Source organism: Flavobacterium kochi, assembly GCF_048286715.1.
Taxonomy (GTDB): Bacteria; Bacteroidota; Bacteroidia; order Flavobacteriales; family Flavobacteriaceae; genus Flavobacterium.
This window is the reverse complement of sequence record NZ_JBLVPW010000028.1, coordinates 17,042-38,920: the sequence shown is the minus strand read 5'-3', so window position 1 is coordinate 38,920 and position 21,879 is coordinate 17,042. Positions and strand designations below refer to the sequence as shown.

12 protein-coding genes are annotated in these 21,879 nt (G+C 32.8%); 7 read left to right on the top strand and 5 right to left on the bottom strand.

Translation table 11 applies throughout. The features are described from left to right. Nucleotides 1-125 precede the first annotated feature (125 nt). From ACNQGH_RS18800 to dnaN, 5 genes are all read left to right on the top strand, one after another. Entirely contained in the window at nucleotides 126-953 is an 828-nt protein-coding gene (locus tag ACNQGH_RS18800; RefSeq protein WP_417957561.1) for an SAM hydrolase/SAM-dependent halogenase family protein, read from the top strand. Between the two features lie 68 nt (nucleotides 954-1,021). After that, on the top strand, nucleotides 1,022-1,318 hold the full coding sequence (locus ACNQGH_RS18795) for a putative quinol monooxygenase (protein ID WP_417957560.1): 297 nt from the start codon (nucleotides 1,022-1,024) through the stop codon (nucleotides 1,316-1,318). 103 nt (nucleotides 1,319-1,421) lie between these two features. Further along, a complete protein-coding gene (gene gldF / locus ACNQGH_RS18790; RefSeq protein ID WP_417957559.1) occupies nucleotides 1,422-2,147 on the top strand; it encodes a gliding motility-associated ABC transporter permease subunit GldF in 726 nt (241 codons plus the stop codon). Further along, nucleotides 2,147-3,832 (top strand): gliding motility-associated ABC transporter substrate-binding protein GldG, encoded by a 1,686-nt coding sequence (gene gldG, locus ACNQGH_RS18785; RefSeq protein ID WP_417957558.1) that lies wholly within the window; start codon nucleotides 2,147-2,149, stop codon nucleotides 3,830-3,832. The genes gldF and gldG overlap by 1 nt, the downstream gene beginning before the upstream one ends. A gap of 103 nt (nucleotides 3,833-3,935) precedes the next feature. Further along, a complete protein-coding gene (dnaN, locus tag ACNQGH_RS18780; protein ID WP_417957557.1) occupies nucleotides 3,936-5,054 on the top strand; it encodes a DNA polymerase III subunit beta in 1,119 nt (372 codons plus the stop codon). A 158-nt stretch (nucleotides 5,055-5,212) separates the two neighbouring features. Here dnaN and ACNQGH_RS18775 read toward each other — a convergent pair whose 3' ends face one another. From ACNQGH_RS18775 to ACNQGH_RS18765, 3 genes are all read right to left on the bottom strand, one after another. Then, nucleotides 5,213-6,985 (bottom strand): MutS-related protein, encoded by a 1,773-nt coding sequence (locus ACNQGH_RS18775; protein ID WP_417957556.1) that lies wholly within the window; start codon nucleotides 6,983-6,985, stop codon nucleotides 5,213-5,215. 126 nt (nucleotides 6,986-7,111) lie between these two features. Beyond that, a complete protein-coding gene (locus ACNQGH_RS18770; protein WP_417957555.1) occupies nucleotides 7,112-7,945 on the bottom strand; it encodes a universal stress protein in 834 nt (277 codons plus the stop codon). Between the two features lie 170 nt (nucleotides 7,946-8,115). Further along, entirely contained in the window at nucleotides 8,116-8,946 is an 831-nt protein-coding gene (locus tag ACNQGH_RS18765; RefSeq protein WP_417957554.1) for a universal stress protein, read from the bottom strand. Between the two features lie 178 nt (nucleotides 8,947-9,124). Here ACNQGH_RS18765 and mnmE point away from each other — a divergent pair, with 178 nt between their 5' ends. Then, nucleotides 9,125-10,519 (top strand): tRNA uridine-5-carboxymethylaminomethyl(34) synthesis GTPase MnmE, encoded by a 1,395-nt coding sequence (mnmE, locus tag ACNQGH_RS18760; protein ID WP_417957553.1) that lies wholly within the window; start codon nucleotides 9,125-9,127, stop codon nucleotides 10,517-10,519. A 544-nt stretch (nucleotides 10,520-11,063) separates the two neighbouring features. Then, nucleotides 11,064-11,630 (top strand): helix-turn-helix domain-containing protein, encoded by a 567-nt coding sequence (locus ACNQGH_RS18755; RefSeq protein ID WP_417957552.1) that lies wholly within the window; start codon nucleotides 11,064-11,066, stop codon nucleotides 11,628-11,630. A 312-nt stretch (nucleotides 11,631-11,942) separates the two neighbouring features. On the opposite strand, the gene ACNQGH_RS18750 is transcribed toward ACNQGH_RS18755, so the two are convergent. Beyond that, complete coding sequence (locus ACNQGH_RS18750) at nucleotides 11,943-16,208, bottom strand: hypothetical protein (protein WP_417957551.1); 4,266 nt, start codon at nucleotides 16,206-16,208, stop codon at nucleotides 11,943-11,945. Nucleotides 16,209-16,433: 225 nt separating this feature from the next. Continuing rightward, a complete protein-coding gene (locus tag ACNQGH_RS18745; RefSeq protein ID WP_417957550.1) occupies nucleotides 16,434-21,734 on the bottom strand; it encodes an NACHT domain-containing protein in 5,301 nt (1,766 codons plus the stop codon). Nucleotides 21,735-21,879: the final 145 nt, after the last annotated feature.

Below are 21,879 nucleotides of genomic sequence, written 5' to 3'. Positions count from 1 at the left end.
AATTATAGTTTTTAAATAGAATTTGTTTTTTGTTTTTCGTTTTTTGAGTTTACTATTATTAGCTTTGCACTTCTCAAATTTAATAAAATTAGTTCTACATAACGCCAATAGTTATAAACAAATTTATGTCAATAATTACCCTTACTACCGATTACGGACTGAAAGACCACTTTGTAGGTGCGTTGAAAGGGAAGATTTTATCTGAGTATTCCGAGGCATCCATTATTGATATTTCGCATGACATAGACCCATTCAACACTGTAGAAGCAAGTTACATTATTGGAGCATCCTATGCCAGTTTTCCAAAAGGGACAGTTCACCTTATTGGAGTCGATATGGAATCCAATAAAGAAAATCAACATGTTGTCATGCAATGGAACGATCATTATTTTATTGCCGCCGATAATGGCATTTTAAGCATGCTTTCACAAAAGATTGTTCCGCAAAAAATGGTTGCCATTAATATTCATGACCGTTTGCATACCGAAGCTACTGATCTTGATGTTTTTGTAAAAGTAGCCTGTCACATTGCCAAAGGTGGTTCCATGAACGTTATTGGTAAAGAAATAAATGGTATTAAACAAGTTACCGACTTACAGGCTGCAGCGGCCGCTGATGGTAATTCTTTGAAGGGCCATGTCATTTACATCGACCATTTTGGGAATGTAGTGACCAATATTTCAAAAAAATATTTTATTGAAGTGGCGAAAGGGCGACCCTATGAGATTGTATTGAAAACCAAAAATATTAAAACCATTTTGCCAAATTATTCGGCGATTGCAAGTTCTGATAAATATCCGATCAAATATTATGAAGGGGAAAAATTAGCCATTTTCAATGAAACCGGTTTTCTTGAAATTGCCATTTTTCGAAGCAATCCTTCTAAAGTAGGCTCTGCTAATAGTTTACTTGGATTGAATTATAGGGACATTATACATATAATATTCCGTTAGCAGGGCTCAATAATCAGTTTAAAAAAATTCAAAATCGTTAATCCTCAATCTTAAATCATAAATCCCAAATGTTTGTACGAATAGTAAAATTGAGTTTTCACGAGGAAAATATTCCTGCTTTTTTAGAAAACTTCGAACTAATGAAAACTAAAATACGAAATGCGCCTGGAAATCGTTTCTTAGAACTGTATCAGGATAAAAATAACAAAAGCATTTTCTTTACCTATAGTTATTGGGAAACCGAATCCGATTTAGAAAATTATAGAAATTCTGAACTTTTTTATGATGTTTGGACATTCACTAAAAAGTTATTCAACGACAAACCAGAAGCTTGGAGTGTTGATAAATTAGTAAGTTTAGAATAAGTACGAATTATAAATTCCGATTCGAGCCAAGGAAACAGGGTCAAGCAATTGCGATATACAAAAAACGTTGCACCTTTGCTTCTTAGCAGCAAAAAAATAAAATATGAAATCAATAGTATTACGAGAAATAAAATCCTTTTTTGGTTCGCCCATTGGCTACCTTGTTATTGCCATTTTTTTAATTATCAACGGATTATTCCTTTGGGTTTTCGAAGAAGATTACAACATTTTGAATACAGGCTTTGCCGATTTGACTCCATTTTTCACATTAGCTCCTTGGATTTTAATCTTCTTAATTCCAGCGGTAACGATGCGCAGTTTTTCAGATGAAAAAAAACAGGGAACTCTGGAATTATTGCTCACAAAACCTTTGAGCATTTGGCAAATTGTCAACGGAAAATTTCTTGGAGCATTGATTTTGATCGTAATGGCAATCATTCCGACATTCATTTACGTAAAAGTTATATCCGCTTTAGGAATGCCTGAAGGAAATATTGACATGGGTAGCACGATAGGTTCCTATTTTGGATTATTATTCCTTATTGCAGGCTATTCTTCGATTGGAATATTTACTTCTACCCTTTCAGATAATCAAATTGTAGCATTTATTGTTGCGGTATTTTTATGTTTTTTTCTGTACTTTGGATTTGAAGGTTTAGCTACTGTTGCGCCAGCTATTTCAAACTTTATTTCGGCTCTAGGAATACAAGATCATTATAAAAGTATGAGCCGAGGTGTTATAGATACAAGAGATATTACCTATTTTGTAAGCCTAACAGTCGGCTTTCTTTCGTTTACTGTTTATAATCTAAAATCTTTTAAATCGTAATGAATACAGCTAAAAAAAACAATCTAAAATCCGTTGCAATCACTATTGCTGTTTTATTGCTTTTGAACTTGATTGGAAGTACATTTTTTCACCGTTTTGATTTAACAAAAGATAAAAGGTATACACTTTCAGCTACTGCTTTGAACATTATCAAACAAGTAAAAAATCCGTTGTCTATAAAAGTGTATCTGCAAGGCGATTTACCGGCTGAATTCAAACGATTACAGCAAGAAACCAGACAATTACTGGAAGAATTTCAGGCATACAATAAAAATATTATTTTCGAATTTGTGGATCCATTGGAAAACAAAGACGAAAGTATGGACAACATAAAAGAATTGTATCGCAAAGGACTGACACCGATAAACATAACTGTTGACGACAAAGGAAAACAATCTCAGACGATGGTTTTTCCTTGGGCAATTGCAGTTTATAATAATAAAGAAGTTAATATTCCATTGTTAAAAAATAGAATGGGAGCTTCAACTACCCAAAAAGTGATTGGTTCTGTACAGCATTTGGAATATTCTATTGCAGATGCGTTGAACAAAATTACCAAAGACAAACAAAAGAAAATTGCTGTAATCAAAGGGAATGGCGAACTTCAGGATGTCGTAATAGCTAAATTTCTATTGCAAATAAAAGAAAGTTATCATATTGGTCCATTTACCTTAGATTCAGTTGCAAAAAATCCAATAGGAAGTTTAGAAGCTTTAGAGAAATATGATTTGGCGATTATTGCTAAACCGACAGAAACTTTTTCAGATGGGGAAAAACAAGTTTTAGACCAATACATTGTCAACGGTGGAAAAACATTGTGGCTTGTTGATCAGGTTGCTATTGAAATGGACAGTTTATACAACTCATCCGGAGCAACTTTGGCGTATCCCAGAGATTTGAACCTGAATGATTTATTCTTCAAATATGGCATTCGAATCAACCCTGATTTAGTACAGGACGAACGTGGAAGTCCTATTAAATTAGCTACAGGAGAACAAGGAAGTGCCACTCAATTTCAGGAATTTAACTGGAAATTTGCACCTCAGGTTTATCCCAACAGTACACATCCTATTGTGAAAAATTTAGGAGGAATCCGGTTTGATTTTGCAAATCCCATTGATACGTTGAAAAATGGAATTAAAAAAACCATTCTGTTACAATCATCTCAATATTCGAGAAAAATAGGCACACCTACAGAAATAAATCTGAATAGTGTTACCGAGGAAGCTTCTCCCAATGATTACTTGAACAAAGGGAACATTCCGCTTTCAGTTTTATTAGAAGGTTCGTTTCATTCAATGTTTGAAAATCGAGTCTTGCCATTCGAGCAGAAAACATTTGAAACCAAAGGAAAAGACAATAAAATGATTGTAATTTCTGATGGAGATTTGATTAAAAACCAATTGGATAAAAATTTTCAACCGGTAGAATTAGGTTACGATCAAAGATCCGGAAATTTGTATGACAATAAAGATTTTCTCATAAATTGTGTCAATTACCTGTTGGATGACAACGGACTTATTAACATTCGAAGCAAAGATCTTGATTTGCCATTATTGGATAAAGAAAAAGTTTATCAAAACTACACCGTTACGCAATTCATAACTATCGGGCTTCCAATTCTAATTTTACTGCTTTTTGGTATTCTATTTACTTTCCTGAGAAAAAGGAAATACAGCAAGTAGATGTTAATAAAAAAGTTTCCAAACTAGAATTGTTTACGATATATTTGTAAAATGTATCGTATTTTGAATATAGAGAAATACCTTAAAAAATAAAACAAAACAGATGAAATTTATAGTATCGAGTTCGTACTTATTGAAACAATTACAAGTTTTAGGTAACGTTATCAACAGTAGTAATACTTTACCTATTTTAGATAATTTTCTATTCGATTTAGATCACAACGTGCTAACGGTTTCAGCGTCCGATTTAGAGACAACAATGTCTGCTACTTTAGGAATTGATTCTGAAAGCAAAGGAAGTGTTGCTGTTCCCGCAAAATTACTTTTGGAAATCCTCAAAACATTTCCCGAGCAGCCATTAACTTTTACAGTTGAAGAAAACAGTACAATTGAAATCAGTTCAAATTCCGGAAAATACGCTTTGGCTTATGCTCCCGGTGATGAATTTCCTAAATCTGTAAATTTAGACGATCCATCTGTAACGCTTGTTCCTGCTGATGTTTTGGCAACAGCCATAAGCAAAACAATATTTGCCGCCGGCAACGATGATTTGCGTCCGGTTATGTCTGGTGTATTCTTTCAGTTCTCTCCACAGGGATTGACTTTTGTAGCAACTGATGCGCACAAATTAGTAAAATATGCGCGTACCGATGTAACGGCTTCTCAAGTGGCTGATTTTATTATGCCAAAGAAACCTTTGAACATCTTAAAAAATATCCTCTCGTCTTCTGATGCTGAAGTAAAAATTGAATATAACGATTCTAATGCTACTTTTTCTTTCGACAATTACGTTTTAATGTGTCGTTTGATTGACGGAAAATATCCAAACTATGAAGCAGTAATCCCAAAAGAAAACCCAAATAAATTAATGATTGACCGTTCTCAATTTTTGAGTTCTGTCCGTCGTGTAGCAATTTTCTCTAATAAAACTACGCATCAGATTCGTTTGAAAATCGCTGGTGCTGAATTGAATGTTTCTGCCGAAGATATAGATTACTCAAATAAAGCTGAAGAAAGATTGACTTGTGACTATCAAGGTGATGATATGCAGATAGGTTATAATTCTCGTTTCTTAACTGAAATGTTGACTAACTTACAGTCGGACATGATTATGCTTGAAATGTCATTACCGAACAGAGCCGGAATCCTTACTCCTGTCGATGGATTAGAAGAAGGAGAAACAGTTACCATGCTGGTTATGCCGGTAATGCTAAATAGTTAACATTAAATTTTGATTTTATTGTAATTATACTTTTAAAATCCAAATATAATACTTACCATTGTAAAACAAATACGCTATTAACCAAACCATTTTTATATTTAAAAAACCGCAACTTCTTTTGAAATTGCGGTTTTTTGTTTTTGTTTGTTTGTATCAAGCTATATTACGCCCATTTTTTTCATCAGGAACGTAGCGCTTCGGTTTTTACAAATGCCGTCACGCAATTTATAATTGAAATGCAGATCATCAGCGACAATCTCCACTTCAAAACATTTATTGGTGAGAATACCTGGATACTCATTTGTAGTCAGACAAACTTCGATATCATGAGTTGCAATGGCTCCAATTGCCTTTTTTGAAATTATTTTTTTGACCACTTCTATGGTTCCGTTTCGTTTATCATCTGAATTAGTTCCGCGTAATATTTCATCGAGTAAAACAAATGCAGGCCGGTTTTCCAATTCGTCCATAATCTGCTTCAGGCGCTTAATCTCTGCGAAGAAATACGATTCACTATCTGATAACGAATCCGACAGGCGCATGGACACTAAAACGGGCAATGGATGCACATTAGCCTGAACAGCACAAACAGGTGAACCCATTCCTGCCAATACCATATTGATACCCAAACTTCTCAAAAAAGTACTTTTCCCTGACATATTTGAACCTGTCAAAATCATAAATGATTCAGGATGGAAACTCACGGTATTCCCTACTCTAGTTTGCATATTTAGCAACGGATGACCTAAATTGGTGAAGTCAATCTCATAATTGGTATTTAAGGTTGGATATGCAAACTCGGGATTATTGTAAGCTAGATTTGCCAAACTATTTAACATTTCAAATTCACCTATAACTTCCAACCAATCTTCAAGTGCTTCAGTGTGTCCTTTTTTCCATTGAATCAATCCCTTTAAAACATGAAAATTAAATAAAAAAGTTCCATTGAATAGTAGTCCCGTCACAAAATTTCCAATACTGTCCATATTAGAAAATAAAGTAGCCAATTGCTTTAAATGAATACTTGCATTTTCTTTTTTGAATGTCAGTTTTTGTTGCAAATCAATTAATTTCTCGGACTGAAAGGACTCATTCTCGATTTTTTGCATCAATAAACCATATTGCTTAATGATTTTATCAATGTTAGATGCATTGGCTATTTCAATTTGAATACGCTTTAAATATTTGCCTAAAAAACCCAAATTAAAAACAAACAGAATGGATAACACCGATAAAAAAGCTGGATTTGATGTAAGCAAATACCCAATAAAAGTTCCCAGGAACAGAACCGGTGTAATAAAAGAAACCAATATACTTGTTTTTGATAACGGTGTACTTTCAAATTTACTCCATTGTACTAAAGATTCATAACCGGATTTAGTATCGCAACTTATTTTGGCCAACGCCAAAAATTCCTGACGCCAATCTAACTTTTCGGCTAATTCTTTTAAGGCTTTTTGGTTTCTAACAATTTCCCCATTGGGTAAAATTGTTAAAAGTTGTTTTGCAAGCGTTTTTTTTCCAATAAACAACGCAGTTCTATTCAGATTTTGAAACAGGGAATGCTCACCAAAAATATCCAAATCATAGGCGTAAGGATGGTGAAAATCATTGAATTCTCCTCCATTTTCAAATGGAATCTCTTTTCTTTTCAAATAGGATCTTTCATTTTCATTAATATCCAATAGCGCTTGTTTGATTTGCTTTTTAAAAACTAATTTAGAATGAAAACGCATTAAAACGATAAACAGTCCAAAAAGAAATGCGGCCAGAGCTATAAAAAGAGCTCCGCTCGTTTTTATATAATAATACAGCGACATTAAAAAAAATACAATAGTAACAAGCCTTAAAATGCTGATACTATTGTATTTTCTATTGATTGTATTTAATGCTATCGAAAAGTGTATTTTTTTTGCTTTGTATACTTCCATAATCCAAATTGATGAACTACAAATATAGTGCTTACAAAGACAATTTATTCATCAATGAACAATGAATAATTGAATCAAATTCCTACAAATCAACTTATTTTCAAAATGTTTCAAATTTGAATGTCTTTAATCGATATGAATGGCCAAAATAGGAATATCAAAATTAGGCGCTATTTTTTTTGTAAAACTTGGTTTAAACAAACCTTCAAAAAAGCCTCTTTTATAGGTAAGCATCGTTAACACATCGATATCTTTGTACAAAACGAAGTCTAAAATAGTTTCTTTTATTTCATCGCTGGTAATAACAAAAAACTCTATAGGTTCCTTCATAAACTCCGTTTCCCATTTTTCTATTGTATCTTTTGACACATCAGAACTACTGGTTTTTACGTACAGACATTTCACTTTAGCGTTCGTTTTTTTTGCAATATCTAATACTGTTTTTAGTGCTTTCTTATCTTTAGGTCTAAAACGGGTCGTAAATCCAATAGTTTCAATTTTTTTAAATTTTGCCTCCAATGGGACACACAACATAGGAACATCAATACCAATTATAGCGGAACCGGCATTGCTTCCCACAAAAAATGCTTCCCATCCGGTAACACCAGAAGTACCCATCACAACAAAATCTATTTTATCTTCCTTAATTGCTCTTTTAATATTAAAAAGTAAATCACCATCCATAAGCCTGTGAGTCATCTTAATTTTATCGAGATTCCGTTCTTCAGCTATAGCACGAAGCTTTGGAATCTCCTCTTTAAACATATCAAATTGAGATAATTCCAACGAATCATAGATCACTGCATAATTTTCAGGAAAAAACTGATTATCAAATACAGGCAATTCAAACGTGTGCAATAAAATGAGTTCACCCTGAACTATTTTTGCAAATTCCAAAGCATGCACAAAGGCATTGGTGGCTACTTCAGAAAAATCTGTTGGGAATAGAATTCTTTTCATTATCGATAAGTATTAAAAGATTCGTTAATCAAAGTTAATGATAATAATTAACATTTAACAAGATAATTATCAGGTATTTATGCCCAAATAAGCGAGACATTGCTTATAATCAGACTGCTAGTATAAACCCATATAAAAAACCTAGTATTCCAATACAGACCCAATTAATTTTATTCATGGATAGCAAGAATAGGTACATTCACATGAAAAGCTAATTTTTTGGAAAGACTGATTTGAAATAGTTTTTCAAAGAAATTTTTATGATAGACATGCATCCCGATCATACTAATTTTGTGCACTTCAATAAAATTCAAAATGATTCCTTCCACATCATTCCCAGTTATGGTATGCAACAAAATGTCTTGGTTTTTAACTATTTGATTCCAGTCTTCCACAGCATCATTTTTGTTTTCATGATGGGATGTTTGTACACGCAAACAATCAATATGTGCCTCAAAAACTTTGGCTAGTACCATTACCCTTTCCAACGACGCAATATCGGCGGTTCTGAATTGTGTGACAAAAAGTATTTTTTTAATGGGTTGGTATTGACAGTGTTCAGGAATTGCCAAAACAGCAGTTTTGACATCATTCATCACTTTGGTCGCAACCGTACCCAAAAAAGTCTCTTTTAATCCCGTGGCGCCTTTAGTTCCCATTACCACAAAATCAATAGCATCTTCCTTGGTCATTTTTTTTATTTCATGAATTAAATTCCCCAAAATCAAAACATGACTTATTTTAATATGATCCAAATTATTTTTTTCGGCAATGCTTCTTAAAATAGGAACTTCATCTTTGTAATTTTCAAAATTACTCAACTCAGTAACATCATAAACTTCATGTAAATACTTCGAGATATTAACATAATTGGCTTGTGGCAACTGATACACATGCAATGTAATAATTTCAGCATTTATGGAATCCGCTAATTTTAATGCGTAAATGAATGCATTTTTAGAAACATCCGAAAAATCGGTTGGAAATAGAATTTTCTTCATGACACATATTAATTAATTGTTAGCCAATTATTTACATAAAATTACGACAAAAAAACAAATTAATTAAGAAATTTATCTGATAGTCTTATTTTAAGTCAGAATAAAGTTAATGGTTTTATAAGGGAATCTTGTTGCTCTACAAGTTTTACTTACTTTTGCATAAAATTGATATAAAAATATGATACCTCACGATTCTATAGTGGCACTGGCAACTCCTTCCGGAGCCGGAGCGATAGCCGTAATTCGAATTTCTGGCGAAGATGCCATAGTAATTGGTAATTCTGTTTTTCGATCCATTAAAAACAAAAATTTATTAAAACAAAAAACCCATACGTTACATTTGGGCCACATTGTGGATGATTCCAAAACTTTAGATGAAGTTTTAGTGTCAATTTTCAAAGGTCCAAATTCCTATACTGGCGAAAATACGATAGAAATTTCCTGTCACGGCTCTACTTATATCCAGCAGCAAATTATCCAGCTGCTGCTTCGAAAAGGCTGTCGTATGGCAAATGCAGGTGAATTTACACTACGAGCATTCCTAAATGGCAAACTGGATTTATCTCAAGCAGAAGCCGTTGCCGATTTGATTTCAAGTGATAATGAAGCATCTCATCAAATTGCAATGCAGCAAATGCGTGGTGGATTCTCTAACGAGATAGCTAAACTTCGTGAAGAATTATTGAATTTTGCTTCATTGATCGAACTTGAACTTGACTTTGCCGAAGAAGATGTGGAATTTGCAGACAGAACCCAATTTCATGAATTATTAAACAGAATCGAGTTTGTACTAAAACGATTAATCGATTCGTTTGCCGTAGGAAATGTCATAAAAAATGGAATTCCAGTGGCAATTGTAGGTGAACCTAATGTAGGAAAATCAACGCTTTTAAATGCTTTACTGAATGAAGAACGCGCCATCGTTTCAGAGATTGCAGGAACTACCCGTGATACTATTGAAGATGAATTGGTTATTGGCGGAATCGGGTTTCGATTTATCGATACTGCCGGAATTCGGGAAACTAAAGATGTGGTGGAAAGCATTGGTATTCGTAAGACTTTCGAAAAAATCGAACAAGCGCAAGTTGTAGTTTATTTAATAGATAGCAGTTCACAAATGACGGATGGCAGCTTTAAACAAATTCAAATTGAATTAGAGAAAATCAAAAATCAATTTCCGTTGAAACCGTTGATAATAATTGGTAACAAAGCTGATAAATTAGATGAAAATCAAAAGTCGAAGATCAAAAGTGAAATAGATACTATATTACTTTTAAGTGCCAAAGAAAAACTGGGTGTTGAGGATTTAAAAAACAAATTGCTTTCGTTTGTTAATACTGGAACATTAAGAAATAACGAGACAATCATTACCAACACAAGGCATTATGACTCCCTATTAAAAGCATTAAACGAAATACAACAAGTGAAATATGGCCTTGAAACTAACCTCTCAAGCGACTTGATGGCATTAGATATTAGGGAAGCCTTGTATCAATTTGGGATGATTACCGGGCAAGTAACGAATGATGAATTGTTGGGGAATATATTTGCTAATTTCTGTATCGGTAAATAATTAACACAATTTTAACATATTAACTTAAATTTTTGTTAAATTTAAAGCTAAAAATCCTACATATTTTACCTCAAAATACACTTTTTATACCGTAATTGTACCATAAAAGAAAAAATCTCTTTTATGTGTCTTTTAGGGGCAAATAACGACGCTTAAATGCTCTTAAATCCACTTAATATTATTAAAAACAACCAAAATTATAGTCAAATTAACATTTTTACTTGCTTTTTTTTGTTTTATTTTGTATAAAAATGTACCACTCTTTCATCTATTATCTGTGAGGTCCTGTAAATACTGATTTGTTACTTTCTTTTACAGAAATTAGCAAATTTTTTAAACTGTTTAATTAAGCTTAGAAACATAACTCTTTAGAATTGAAATCCCTATATTTACTGAAGTAACTAAATAGTTAGCCAGATAATTAAAAAAATATACTTGTAATAATTTCTCTACCAATTAAAACTTATTATTTAAGTATTTTAACTTCATTCCATTCTTAGTTAACTACTTTCAGTCCTATAATTCCAACTAATAAAAATTGGAAATGAGCTCAAATATTTCAGTATATAGAATATGTGGATTTTGTGGTTTTGAATTTGTTGCACATAAAACCACTACAAAGTATTGCTCATTAAAATGTTCAAGTAAAGATTATAAGCGAAGGTTAAAAAATCAGAAAATTGAAAGCTCAAACCTTCAAACAATCAAAATAAAAAACCAGCCGCTCATTGATCTTAAAGACAAAGAATTTTTAAATGTTAAACAACTTGGATTGCTTTTAGGCTTTTCAGTTAAAACTGTCTATCGTTTGATCAATACAAAAAAAATAAACGCATATAACTTTTCAGAAAGAAAAACCCTAATTAGACGGTGTGATATTAATGCTTTATTTGAAAAGCCACAAATTGGATTTGAAGTAGTATTACGACCAATAGAACAAAAAAAACACGCTGAAATTAAAGACTGTTACACGATAACTGAAATACAGAATAAATTTAAAATTTCAAGTGGGGCTTTATACAATCTTATAAAACGTAATAACATAAGTAAATTTTCACAAGGAAAATTTACTTATGTTGCTAAAAAGGATATTGAAGGTTTTTTAAAGTAATAGTATAAATTATACTAGAAAATCACTTTGATTGCTTTTCAGAAGTTTTAGCCATTTTAGATAGCGATTGTAAACTGTTTTTTATCTTTATTGAATACTATGAAATCAACAACGCGCTTCTTAATCGCAAGCAAATATTAAGTGATATGGCTATTCAAATATTCCCAAAAAAACACATTTGGAATCTTTGAATAGGGCATTTATTTAATCATCAACTGAAAATTATAAATTAGATGGAATTTTAAATCAAGTCTTGATACATAATTTCATCTTTTGAAAAATATGGATTATCTGTTTTATTGCAGCAATGCACTATGGTTTGTAAATTTCAACTGACTGGAAAACAGGGAAATTTTTTAATCCACTTTCGCCATGCAGGTCCTGCTTAGTGTCAATATTCTCAAAACTTAATTGGCGTTCGCCCCAGATTCCCCAGACTAAAGTGCAATTTTTAGAAGTAAGGAACTCATCAAGCAAATCTTTTCTTAGATAAACTAAATTGTGTTTATTATCATAATCAAAATTATAATTAACTTCCTGTGAAGCAATGGAACCTTTAGAATCTTTTAGATCAAAAGTCTGCGGTTCATTAATTAATCCCATCTCGTCAACTAATTCTTTTGAAATAACAGTTTTATATCCAAAATCATGGAGAACGCTTTCACTTGAGAATGCAAATTCCATAACAGGCAGAAGAACATTAAATTTCTTCTTTATCCGTTTGGTAACTTCCATTTCATCAGGATATTCCATTTTCAACGTATCAGGATTAAATTTTGGATAATAATCTGGATGATCTTTCTGTACGTTATATTTTATAGTTTTTTCAACAAAAGATAATTTAATATTATTATCATAAACCGCCTTTTCAAAAAGATACATCTCACCGGCAAAACAATCATGATTATCCATTTTTTCAGGAAGCCATCTTCCTCTGAAATCCCGCTTTTCTAACCGCGCCAGTATATCGTCAAGATTTTTAGTCTTAACAATAAGTGCTCTGATAAATATAAACCGTTCTCTGTGGATTTCTTTATCTTCCTGATTTATGAATCCGTCCATACAGATCCATCGCTTCCCCTGACCGTTTAAGTCAGAAACCTCAAGGTATTTTGAAACATCTGCCCCACCCCCGTTTTTGTACCATTCCATTAAACTCAGACTCCTGTCACCGAGATAATCTGTTTGTACAAATTTTGTTTTGTTATCATTCACATCTTCAGGAAAACTCAAATCAATATCAGGACTGATTATCCTGAAATCTTCATATTCATTTTTAAGCAGGCCTGCATCATCTCTTAAACCCGCCTGTTCATAAAAAGCAATCCACGAATACTTCTTGCCATAGCGTTCTATTTTAGCTTTCTGCGTCCGGCTAGAATGGCTCTCTCTTTGGATCCTGCTGTCCATTTCTTTAAATATCAAGGAGTCCCAGCCTAACTGAAAAATACGCCAGTATATCTGACGGCGTACCTTTTTTTTATTCTCTGGGTCATTATAACTTCTTCCTTCGCTTACTATCCTGCCGATTGTGTAGTTACTGAAATCCATGTAAATCGGATCACTGAAATTACCTTTTTCATTCTCATAATCAAATTCACCCCATTCCCTGTTACCGTCTGTAGTGTATGGTGCTCGTATATTAATCTGTTCCATTTCTGAAAGCAGATCCGGATAGTACTTCAAAGCCACTTCTATACTCTGTGCAGCATAACTGCGAGCAAGAAAATGCGTGGTTCCATGCGGAGCATCCGCTGCAAAAATTAACCTGTAAAGCATCTGGGCGATAGATCTTAAATGAAGGTCCCGAAATTGCGAATCACTACGGTTATGCTCTGCCAGTATTATTCCATATGCTGCGCCAAGGGTTCGTTCCCACACATAGGGATCATTGATGGTTAGCGAATACGAAAGAAGCTCGGTAAACTCCTCAGGGAATCTCCTGCCATAATAATACAGCGCACGTGTGGCCTGGTCACGCATATCTCTGTTTGTGACCGTCAGCATCCACATCACTTTTCTCGCTACAATATGAACACGGTCTGACACAACTTGATTTTCTTTGTTAACTTTCTCAAAATGATCAATATATCTGTAAAAACCTGTCTTTTCTTCGAAAGAGTAATCTCCTCTGCAGTTTTCTGTCCAGTAAATATCTCTAAAACCTACATTCATTGAATGAAGAAGCTCTGAAAGGAACAGGAAATTAAGCGGATGTTCCATAACCAGCTCAGTGGTATCAAAAAGAATAATTGTCGACCACGTTCTGGAAATATCTTTAAAAGCTTCGCTAACCATTTTTTTTGCCAGTGCTTCACTCCGAAGCACAATATCTGCATTCAAATCAAATAAAGATTCCACCGTATATCGCGATAAAGTAAAAGATTCACTCACAAGAGATTCCAGACCATAAGACTTAACTGCCAGTATGCAAAATGACCGCAGGATATCATCATATAAGGGATGTCTGCGGTTTTTGCCAAAAAGAGATGATTCAAATTTTTTGTTAATTATTAGCAGCTGAACTTCGCCGCTATCTTTTACTCCCTGTAAAATACTTTTGGCAATCAGGTAGCCGTTAAGCAAATCATATGTAAATGCTACAACTTCTCTTCCATCCCAGTCCCTGAAAATCAACAGATCCTCACCTTCAAATGCATGAAGTGTGTTGGGGTCAAGCACAGTAGGCACAATATCCTGGAGTGCTACATCCCTTTTATCACTTTCCCATAATGCCGTAGAAATTTTATTTAGAATATCATTTGTAAAGGATTTGTGGTAACGAAGCTCTCGCCCAAGTCTCTCGACAATGTTTTCATTGCACTTCTGGAGATATATCTCAAAAATGTCAAACATATCCTCGTTGTGAAATGATACTGTCTCACCCTTTTTGGCTTCACAAAAGATTTTCAGGTACAAAGGTTCACTAAAATGGTTTAACCTTACCGAATTCACCACTGTAATATTATAATGCTTAAAGTACCTCTTAATTGCTTTATTTATGTTATAACGTGTAAAGCCGTCGACCTGTACTTTCATTTGCCATTTGCCCTCAGGATAAGACAAATAACCTTTAGGGAACAATACCTTTTCATAGGAACTGCGGTATGTGGCCAGTAAGAGCACGTTAGGGAAATGAAGTCTTATTTCATTAGCCAGCTCGTCTATACCAACAGCCCATATTTCCTTCCAGTACGTTGATTCGTTGAGCCCGTCAATAGCAATCACAAGTTTTGTCTGATGTACACGCGCACAAACTTCAAGTGCTCCCAAAAAATTTTTTACTGTCCAGTCAGTTGGAATGTCCAGTAATTGTTTCATTTGCTCCTTTATAGGCAGATTAGATCTAAAGTGGCTTCCAAAAAGAAAAATCGCCGGCTTGTCATTCTCTATTTGCAGAAGAACCGTGTTAACTGCCAGATGAGTCTTGCCTTTTGAAGCATTTCCTGTAATGTACACTTCTGTTTGATTTACAGACTTAAGAAGCTGAAATATGTGCAGGTAAGATTCAAAATTTCGCATCGTAAAATAAGGCCCAAACATACAGTCGCGGCATTCACGAATTTTTCGTCTTTTCCTTTCATCAGGTTCCTTTTCCTCAGTTTTCCAGTTGATATCAGCAACCGTAATATCTTCTTTAAAACTGGAGTACTCACTGTAAAAATTTTGATATTCTTCAACAAAATCATTTACAGCGCGTAGTAAAGGCTGAAGCTCATGTAGATCTTTTTCTTCCAAAGTTTTCCGCACCGATTTCAAAAGAAAATTACCTCTGTCTATCAACGTTAAATGATTATCACTGAGAACAAAATCGCTGATTTTTTTTACAGTTTTTTCAAATCCTTGATCTACATCAAATTCCTTTATTTTTCTTAACTTATCATGATAATCATTTTTAAATTTATCTATATTAAGAATTCTTGACCGTTCAAGGATAAGAGATGCAAGGGCTTTGCCTCCAATTACTTGTGCGATATCTTCGTCGGCCTGCCCCTTTGTATGCAGTTTTTCCAAATATTTTGATTTGATAACCCTTGACTCTCTTACAAGGGTAAATTTTTCTTTAAACCAATTCAAATCAAGTATCTTATCTGAAAAGAAATACCGGTGAATATCTGGGTACTTCCGCAAAAAATTTAATATTTCGCTCTCTCCCCAATGAATTAATTCTGGACTGCATACAGAATTCAAAACCGGTTTTCCTTTAAATGTCAGAGCACCAATCTCATCAAACCATTTTTTTTCCAATGGTGTCATAGATAGTTTACTGCATAAAAACCACTTCTTAAGCTTGGTTCCATGAATATCTGCAGCCTTTTGTAAAGATTTTTTTATTTGTTCCTGTCTGCCACTTTCACTAAAGCGCCCAAAAAATTTACACTGCCAGCCCCAGATATCACCATCAGGCAGTTCAAGATAGAACTCAACTCCATCTCCTCCTCCACTATCATCTATAGAAGTCAGTCTGCCTTGTGCAGAATACAACTCAAAAACCAGCTGATAGCATAATTCTTCAAAGCTTTTCTTTTTGTCGTCCTCATATGATTTAAGGTTCTCCCAGTTAATCAGGTTATCCATTGACAATAAATAGAGATTATTTTTTAATTCAGTACCTAAACTTCTAAATGTTTTCGGCGGTCATTTACAAATCTACAAAATAGCACAATATAGAGAATGCATAATATAAAAAGAAGAAATAATTTCTTATAAATTATACCAGCAACCCAGGTGCACCTATTCCCATTACAAGCTTGGTCAAGATCCTGTGCTTTGAACTTTAAATCCTGTCCTTAACCTTTAATCCTAAGTAGTGAATACAGTAAACATACTGCATACAGAGCTGATTTCTGGAATATTGCTTTCAATACCATTTTTTATAAGTTGTTTAAAAAGGTGAGGTTCAATTTCTTTAATTATTGAATTACTATGTATAAAGAGATCTCTCCCTGTAAATTTTAGATATGTCTCATCTCCAGTAGCGTACTGTCGTCCATTTTGAATAAAAATGTTTTTCAATCCTATCAAGAAACCCCTTTCAATTTCTTCATCAACCACCTTTTGAAGATAGAGTAAAATAAGCGACAAAGACCAGGACAAAAGTTCCAGATCATTTTCATGTCTATCTCTATGAAAATTATTCACTGATTTTAAAATGGTTTTTAATGGTTTTATAAGCTCCTTTTGTTTTTCATCATCAAGACCTAAAACAAACTCATTAACTCGATAAACTAGATTAAAGTTATTGCGATAAGGAACTTCAATCAAAGTATCAAATAAGATTGGAAGTAATTTGAAATCAAAATTAGGCTCATAATAAAATAATTCAGAGAATAAATCTATTTTATCTTTAGATTTTTTTTCGTCACTAATTTGCATTATTAATAACTCGACATACAACTTTTCGCATTGACTGTCAGACAAAAATATATCCTTAATTTTTAGTAGAATAGATTTATAAAATTGCTCTGTCGATCTATTATCAAACCTTAAACTGCCAATATCTTTTGCAATTTCAAAATTTGCTAATTCTAATTTATGCTTTCTTGAAAAATTTATCACTGTCGAAAAATAGCATCCCAGGTTTCCTTTTATAGATAAGTTTCTAAGTATATCAGGAGTTAAATCACCTTTTATTATTACTGATTCTATTGCAGTTATCAAATTATTAGGAATTTCATCACCATCGTGCAACAGAATATTTAGATCGTCTATACTAAAATAATTAAATGGTACAACGTTGTTTGATGCAAAGGCTGAGATATGTTCAATATATCCTTCTTCTAAATTTAATCCTTCCGGTATTTTCCCTAATCTGAAAAGCAATGCACATAACAATGCATCTTGAGAAATTCTATAATCTGTCAAAATTTTAATTATCTTTTCATCGTTCATTGCTTCGAACTCATGAGCTAAGATTGAAAGGAAAGGAATTAACAAATTATGGAGATGATCTTCTGATAATGAAGGGTAAGTCATTATATTTTTTATTGATCTACCCATTTTTTGCTTAATGTCGGGATCTGAATTTCCTAATTCAATTATAAAACCAAATAATTGTTCAAAAGTATCATGATTGGACCTTTTTTCACTTCCTATTAGAGCTAAAAAGAAATTCTGCCAACTGCCCTCTTCCTTAACAACTTCATAATACCTAAGTAGTAGAATTTCCTTTACATTATCTTTTTCTTGAATTGCTTTCGATCTTTCCTTTAACTCGCTAATAAAATCGGCATCTTTAAACAATTCTTGAAATTTGTAATGAAACTCAATCAATTCTGCATTATAAGATTGAATATGCAAAAGCCAGCAATAGGCCTTCTCTTTAATGTCAAGCTTATCGTAATAAAACCTAATTAGGTTGTGGGCGGCCGCTATCTTGATTTCTAACTGATCTGAATTCATCAAATCTTCCCGAACGAAATTGTAAAATTCTTCTTTACCCATAACCCTTTCAACACCATCATCTAGTAAGTTGCCGCTCCAATCCAAAAAATTAGAATTGCCATTCAATCCGCTGATAAGCTCCCCCAATAAAATACTATTCAGTTTGTATTGATTATTATGATAGAGAAGTTTCAAAGCAAAAGTTTTTGCTAATTCTGGTAAGTCTTCTACTAAATTATTAATAAAATCAAGTGTTGAATTCCCAAAATTGAGCTTCATACAGAGTCTTAAGAACTCTTGATTGTCAAATATTCTTTTTGAAGCTGACCTGATGATTATTTCTAAAGCCTTTTTCTCATTACCAGGATTACACACCAACAAAACTGAAGCCGAGCGAAATCTTAAATTACCATCAAGATTGTTAAGTGAATCCTTTAAACCATTGTAATATTGTGGTTTGGAAAGCACTTTGGTAAACATTTGCCGAATTTCTGGATATCTTGACAAACTATACTTCGCCAAATGTTTTACAACATATAAAAATTCATTAAGGTAAATTTTCTCAGAATTCATAACCTCCATTAAAAAATACTTTAAGTACAGTTCAGAAATTCCAGATTTTAGATCCAGATTATAGATATAGGTTATTATATATCCTTCCCTATTCTGATTATTGTAAATGAGCGAAGCAACAATTTCTTCCCTTACACTATTTTTATAATCAAACCATGAGGATTTCTTTAAAATGGTCTCGCCAATCAAAATTGGATCACGTTCTAAATAATACTGATATAAAATTATTGCGCAAGAATCAGAAATAGCGCTTTCTTTGACAATATTGAATCTACAATACGCTTCCAGATTCGATTCTCCCAGCCTCTCTTGAAGTATAGGAAGAAGCTCACTTTCTCCATTTCCGATGTGATTTATACAATTATCAAGAATTACTTTAGGGATATCGTCGCTAAAAAATTCTAGCCACAATTTGAGTGCCTCCACAGGTTCATAATCTTTATTCCTGCATGCAATTTCTAAAGCATTTTTAACACTCAATAATTCTCCGGTAATTATTTCTTGCCTCAATAATGCTTCTGCTCTTTCTCTTAGTAAATTATTTCGTAACGCATCTGCTAAAAGAATACAACGTACTCTTACTTCAAATTTTTCGGGAAGAACTAGTGAAACTATTGGTAGTAACTCATTACAAGAGAAAGTTCGAGCAGTTAAATGAAAAGGAATTATTGAGCTCAATTTGCTTTTTTCGTTCTCATTTAAATTAAACTGTGATCTTAATAAATAAAACTTAAGAATAAGAGCTGCAATTCCATCACTACCCATTAAAGCAGGATACTTTGGGTTAAGGTAATCATTAAAAAACCAATTGAATCCAACTTGTTTTAAATCTTTTATTATATAGGAATAAGCGTGCGGAACTAAGGAATCTGATTTTCCCCAAAACTTCAAGGGCCTAAATCCTATCAATTTAATTTTATCAAGAAATTTAGAATTTAACTCCCTAATTTGTGCTTCTGCTAATAAAACAGCCGTTGCTGGAGTATTGCCACTGGTGAACAACAATTCATCAATTACTTCAAATAAAAATTGTTTCAGAAGATTGCTTTCTCCTTTTGTTCTTGCAATTGCAGCCGCATGAGAAATTTCTCTCCATGAATCAATCCTGCTATTCTTATACCTAAAATCTTTACCTTCAGATACAGTTTTATAAAGATGCAAACCAACCGCAAATTGATGAAGCTGATGAGACTGAAAAGTATACTTATCGCCTATATTTTGTAAAAAATTACTTTTAAAAAAGTTTATCGTTTCGCTAACTAATAAGTTTCTACTAGCAATATTAGCAGGTATAAGCTCATTAGAATCTATTATCTGAAAAAATGCATCTTCGCTAATTGTACCGTCCAACGATGTATATATTTTGTAAGCAATAGGAGCAATAAATTTTTCTCTCTGCAGGGTATGGGGATATTCACTTAAAAATGTTGCTAAATTTTCTTTTTGATCATCTTTATGCCAATTAAGTCTGCTTTTCAATACCTCATACATTATATCACCTAATGTTTTAATACTAAGATTTTCATCAAGAAAATCCCTAATCAAACAAACGGTTAGCGGTGTAATCGCATTAGCTTTTAATTCTTGTTTCGAATTTAAAATTTTCAATCGCTGTAATGCATCTTTCTCTGCTTCACTAGTACTTAACCCTGCACCCACCGCCTCATTTTTTAGCAAATTTTTTATTTCTTTATCTGTCAAATCTAGTGTCGTAAGACAATTCCATTGATCAAAATGTACAATTGATGATAATTCAATTGGCCTCCCAGACGCTATTATTCTGATATTTGAAATGCCTTTGGACATATTTAGCAAATGCCCTATCAGCTTTTTTGATTCGTCTAAATCAAATTCATCTAAACCATCAAATATTAATGTTACTTCTTGATTAGCATGAAGGATAGTTTCTAAATAAAATCCTTTCTCAGTAATATTTAATTCTTCATTTACAAAATCATTAATAATTGATTTCAGCTCTATAACAGCTGCTGGTACTTTCCCCTTTAAGTACGTCGAGGGTATAAAAATTGGGAGAATATCCTCGCTGGATTCAGTAAGGAAATAGTGAGCCAACAGTGTACTTTTTCCGCTTCCTATTTCTCCGAATAAAAATGTTGGGTGTGAATCATTAATTAAATCCCCAAAGTCTTCAACTACAACATCCAAATTTTTTGCTTTTTCAGGATCTGTCTGTTCAATATTCTTCCTTTCAATTTTGATTTCTCTATTATGTTTTGCAATCTTCCGTTTTATCAATTCTGGAAATGATTTATCTTTAACATTAGAAAAATATTTATTTTCAAGAAATGTTTTTAACCATATTTTAGTTTTAATTTTAATTTCTGTCAGGTCGCTAGTTACATATTTATAAGCCTTTAAATTAAGTTCATTTCCAGCGCAAATTTTTAGAAAAAAGTTTTCCACACTATCTTTTCGAAGGAGTTTTAAAATAGTGTCCACCTCATCCTGCTTTTCTTCTAATGCTAACATTAGTGCTGCATAAACAAATTCTGGCTGATATGGAGTAGTAAATCTCGCAAAATCTGAAGCCCTAATTTTTTCAACTATTTCTTTCTTGTAGTCTTTCTCGTTATCTTGCTCAAAATACCACTCAATAGAATTTAAAAAAGTAGTTAAAGAATTATCATCTAACTCTGATTCTATGTCAGTAGAATACTGTTCAATATATTCCTGTACTAAGTACTTTCTAATAGAATCAAGTAAATTTTCTTCTGATAATTTTTTTTCAATAATAAGTTTTAATGTCCCTTCTGTAAATAAAGTAACACCCAAAAATGTCATTTTTTTTGTAATTTTCTCAACGGTTATTTTATTGGTTGAATAAAAACCAAATTTTAAATTTGAACTTTTTTTCTCCGTTATCCAGATTTCGAGAAAATAGACAAGAGTATTTAATATTTGCTGAGAGTTGAAAGAAAATGATGTATTTTTATCATAATTTTTTTCTTCTTCAATATATCGAGAATCTTCATTTTGCAGGAATACGTCGCCTTTATATTCAATGGCTACATTAATATTAGCATTTGAATTCGATTTTACTTCATCAAAAAAAAGCCCTAGAGCTCTTTGTTTTTGTAATGTAAATCCTTTAGTTTTATCACCTGCTTCTCTTTTTATTTCCGCCATTTAAATTGTATTTGTTTTATAATTACAGTTTTTTATACTTAATGCCTTTGGTTTACTAAGTTATCTCATGCTAAGAAGTTCAAAACAAAGTCTTGATTTTTTTAAATAATCCAAATTGTTTTTGACTAATTACTTTTGTATTGAA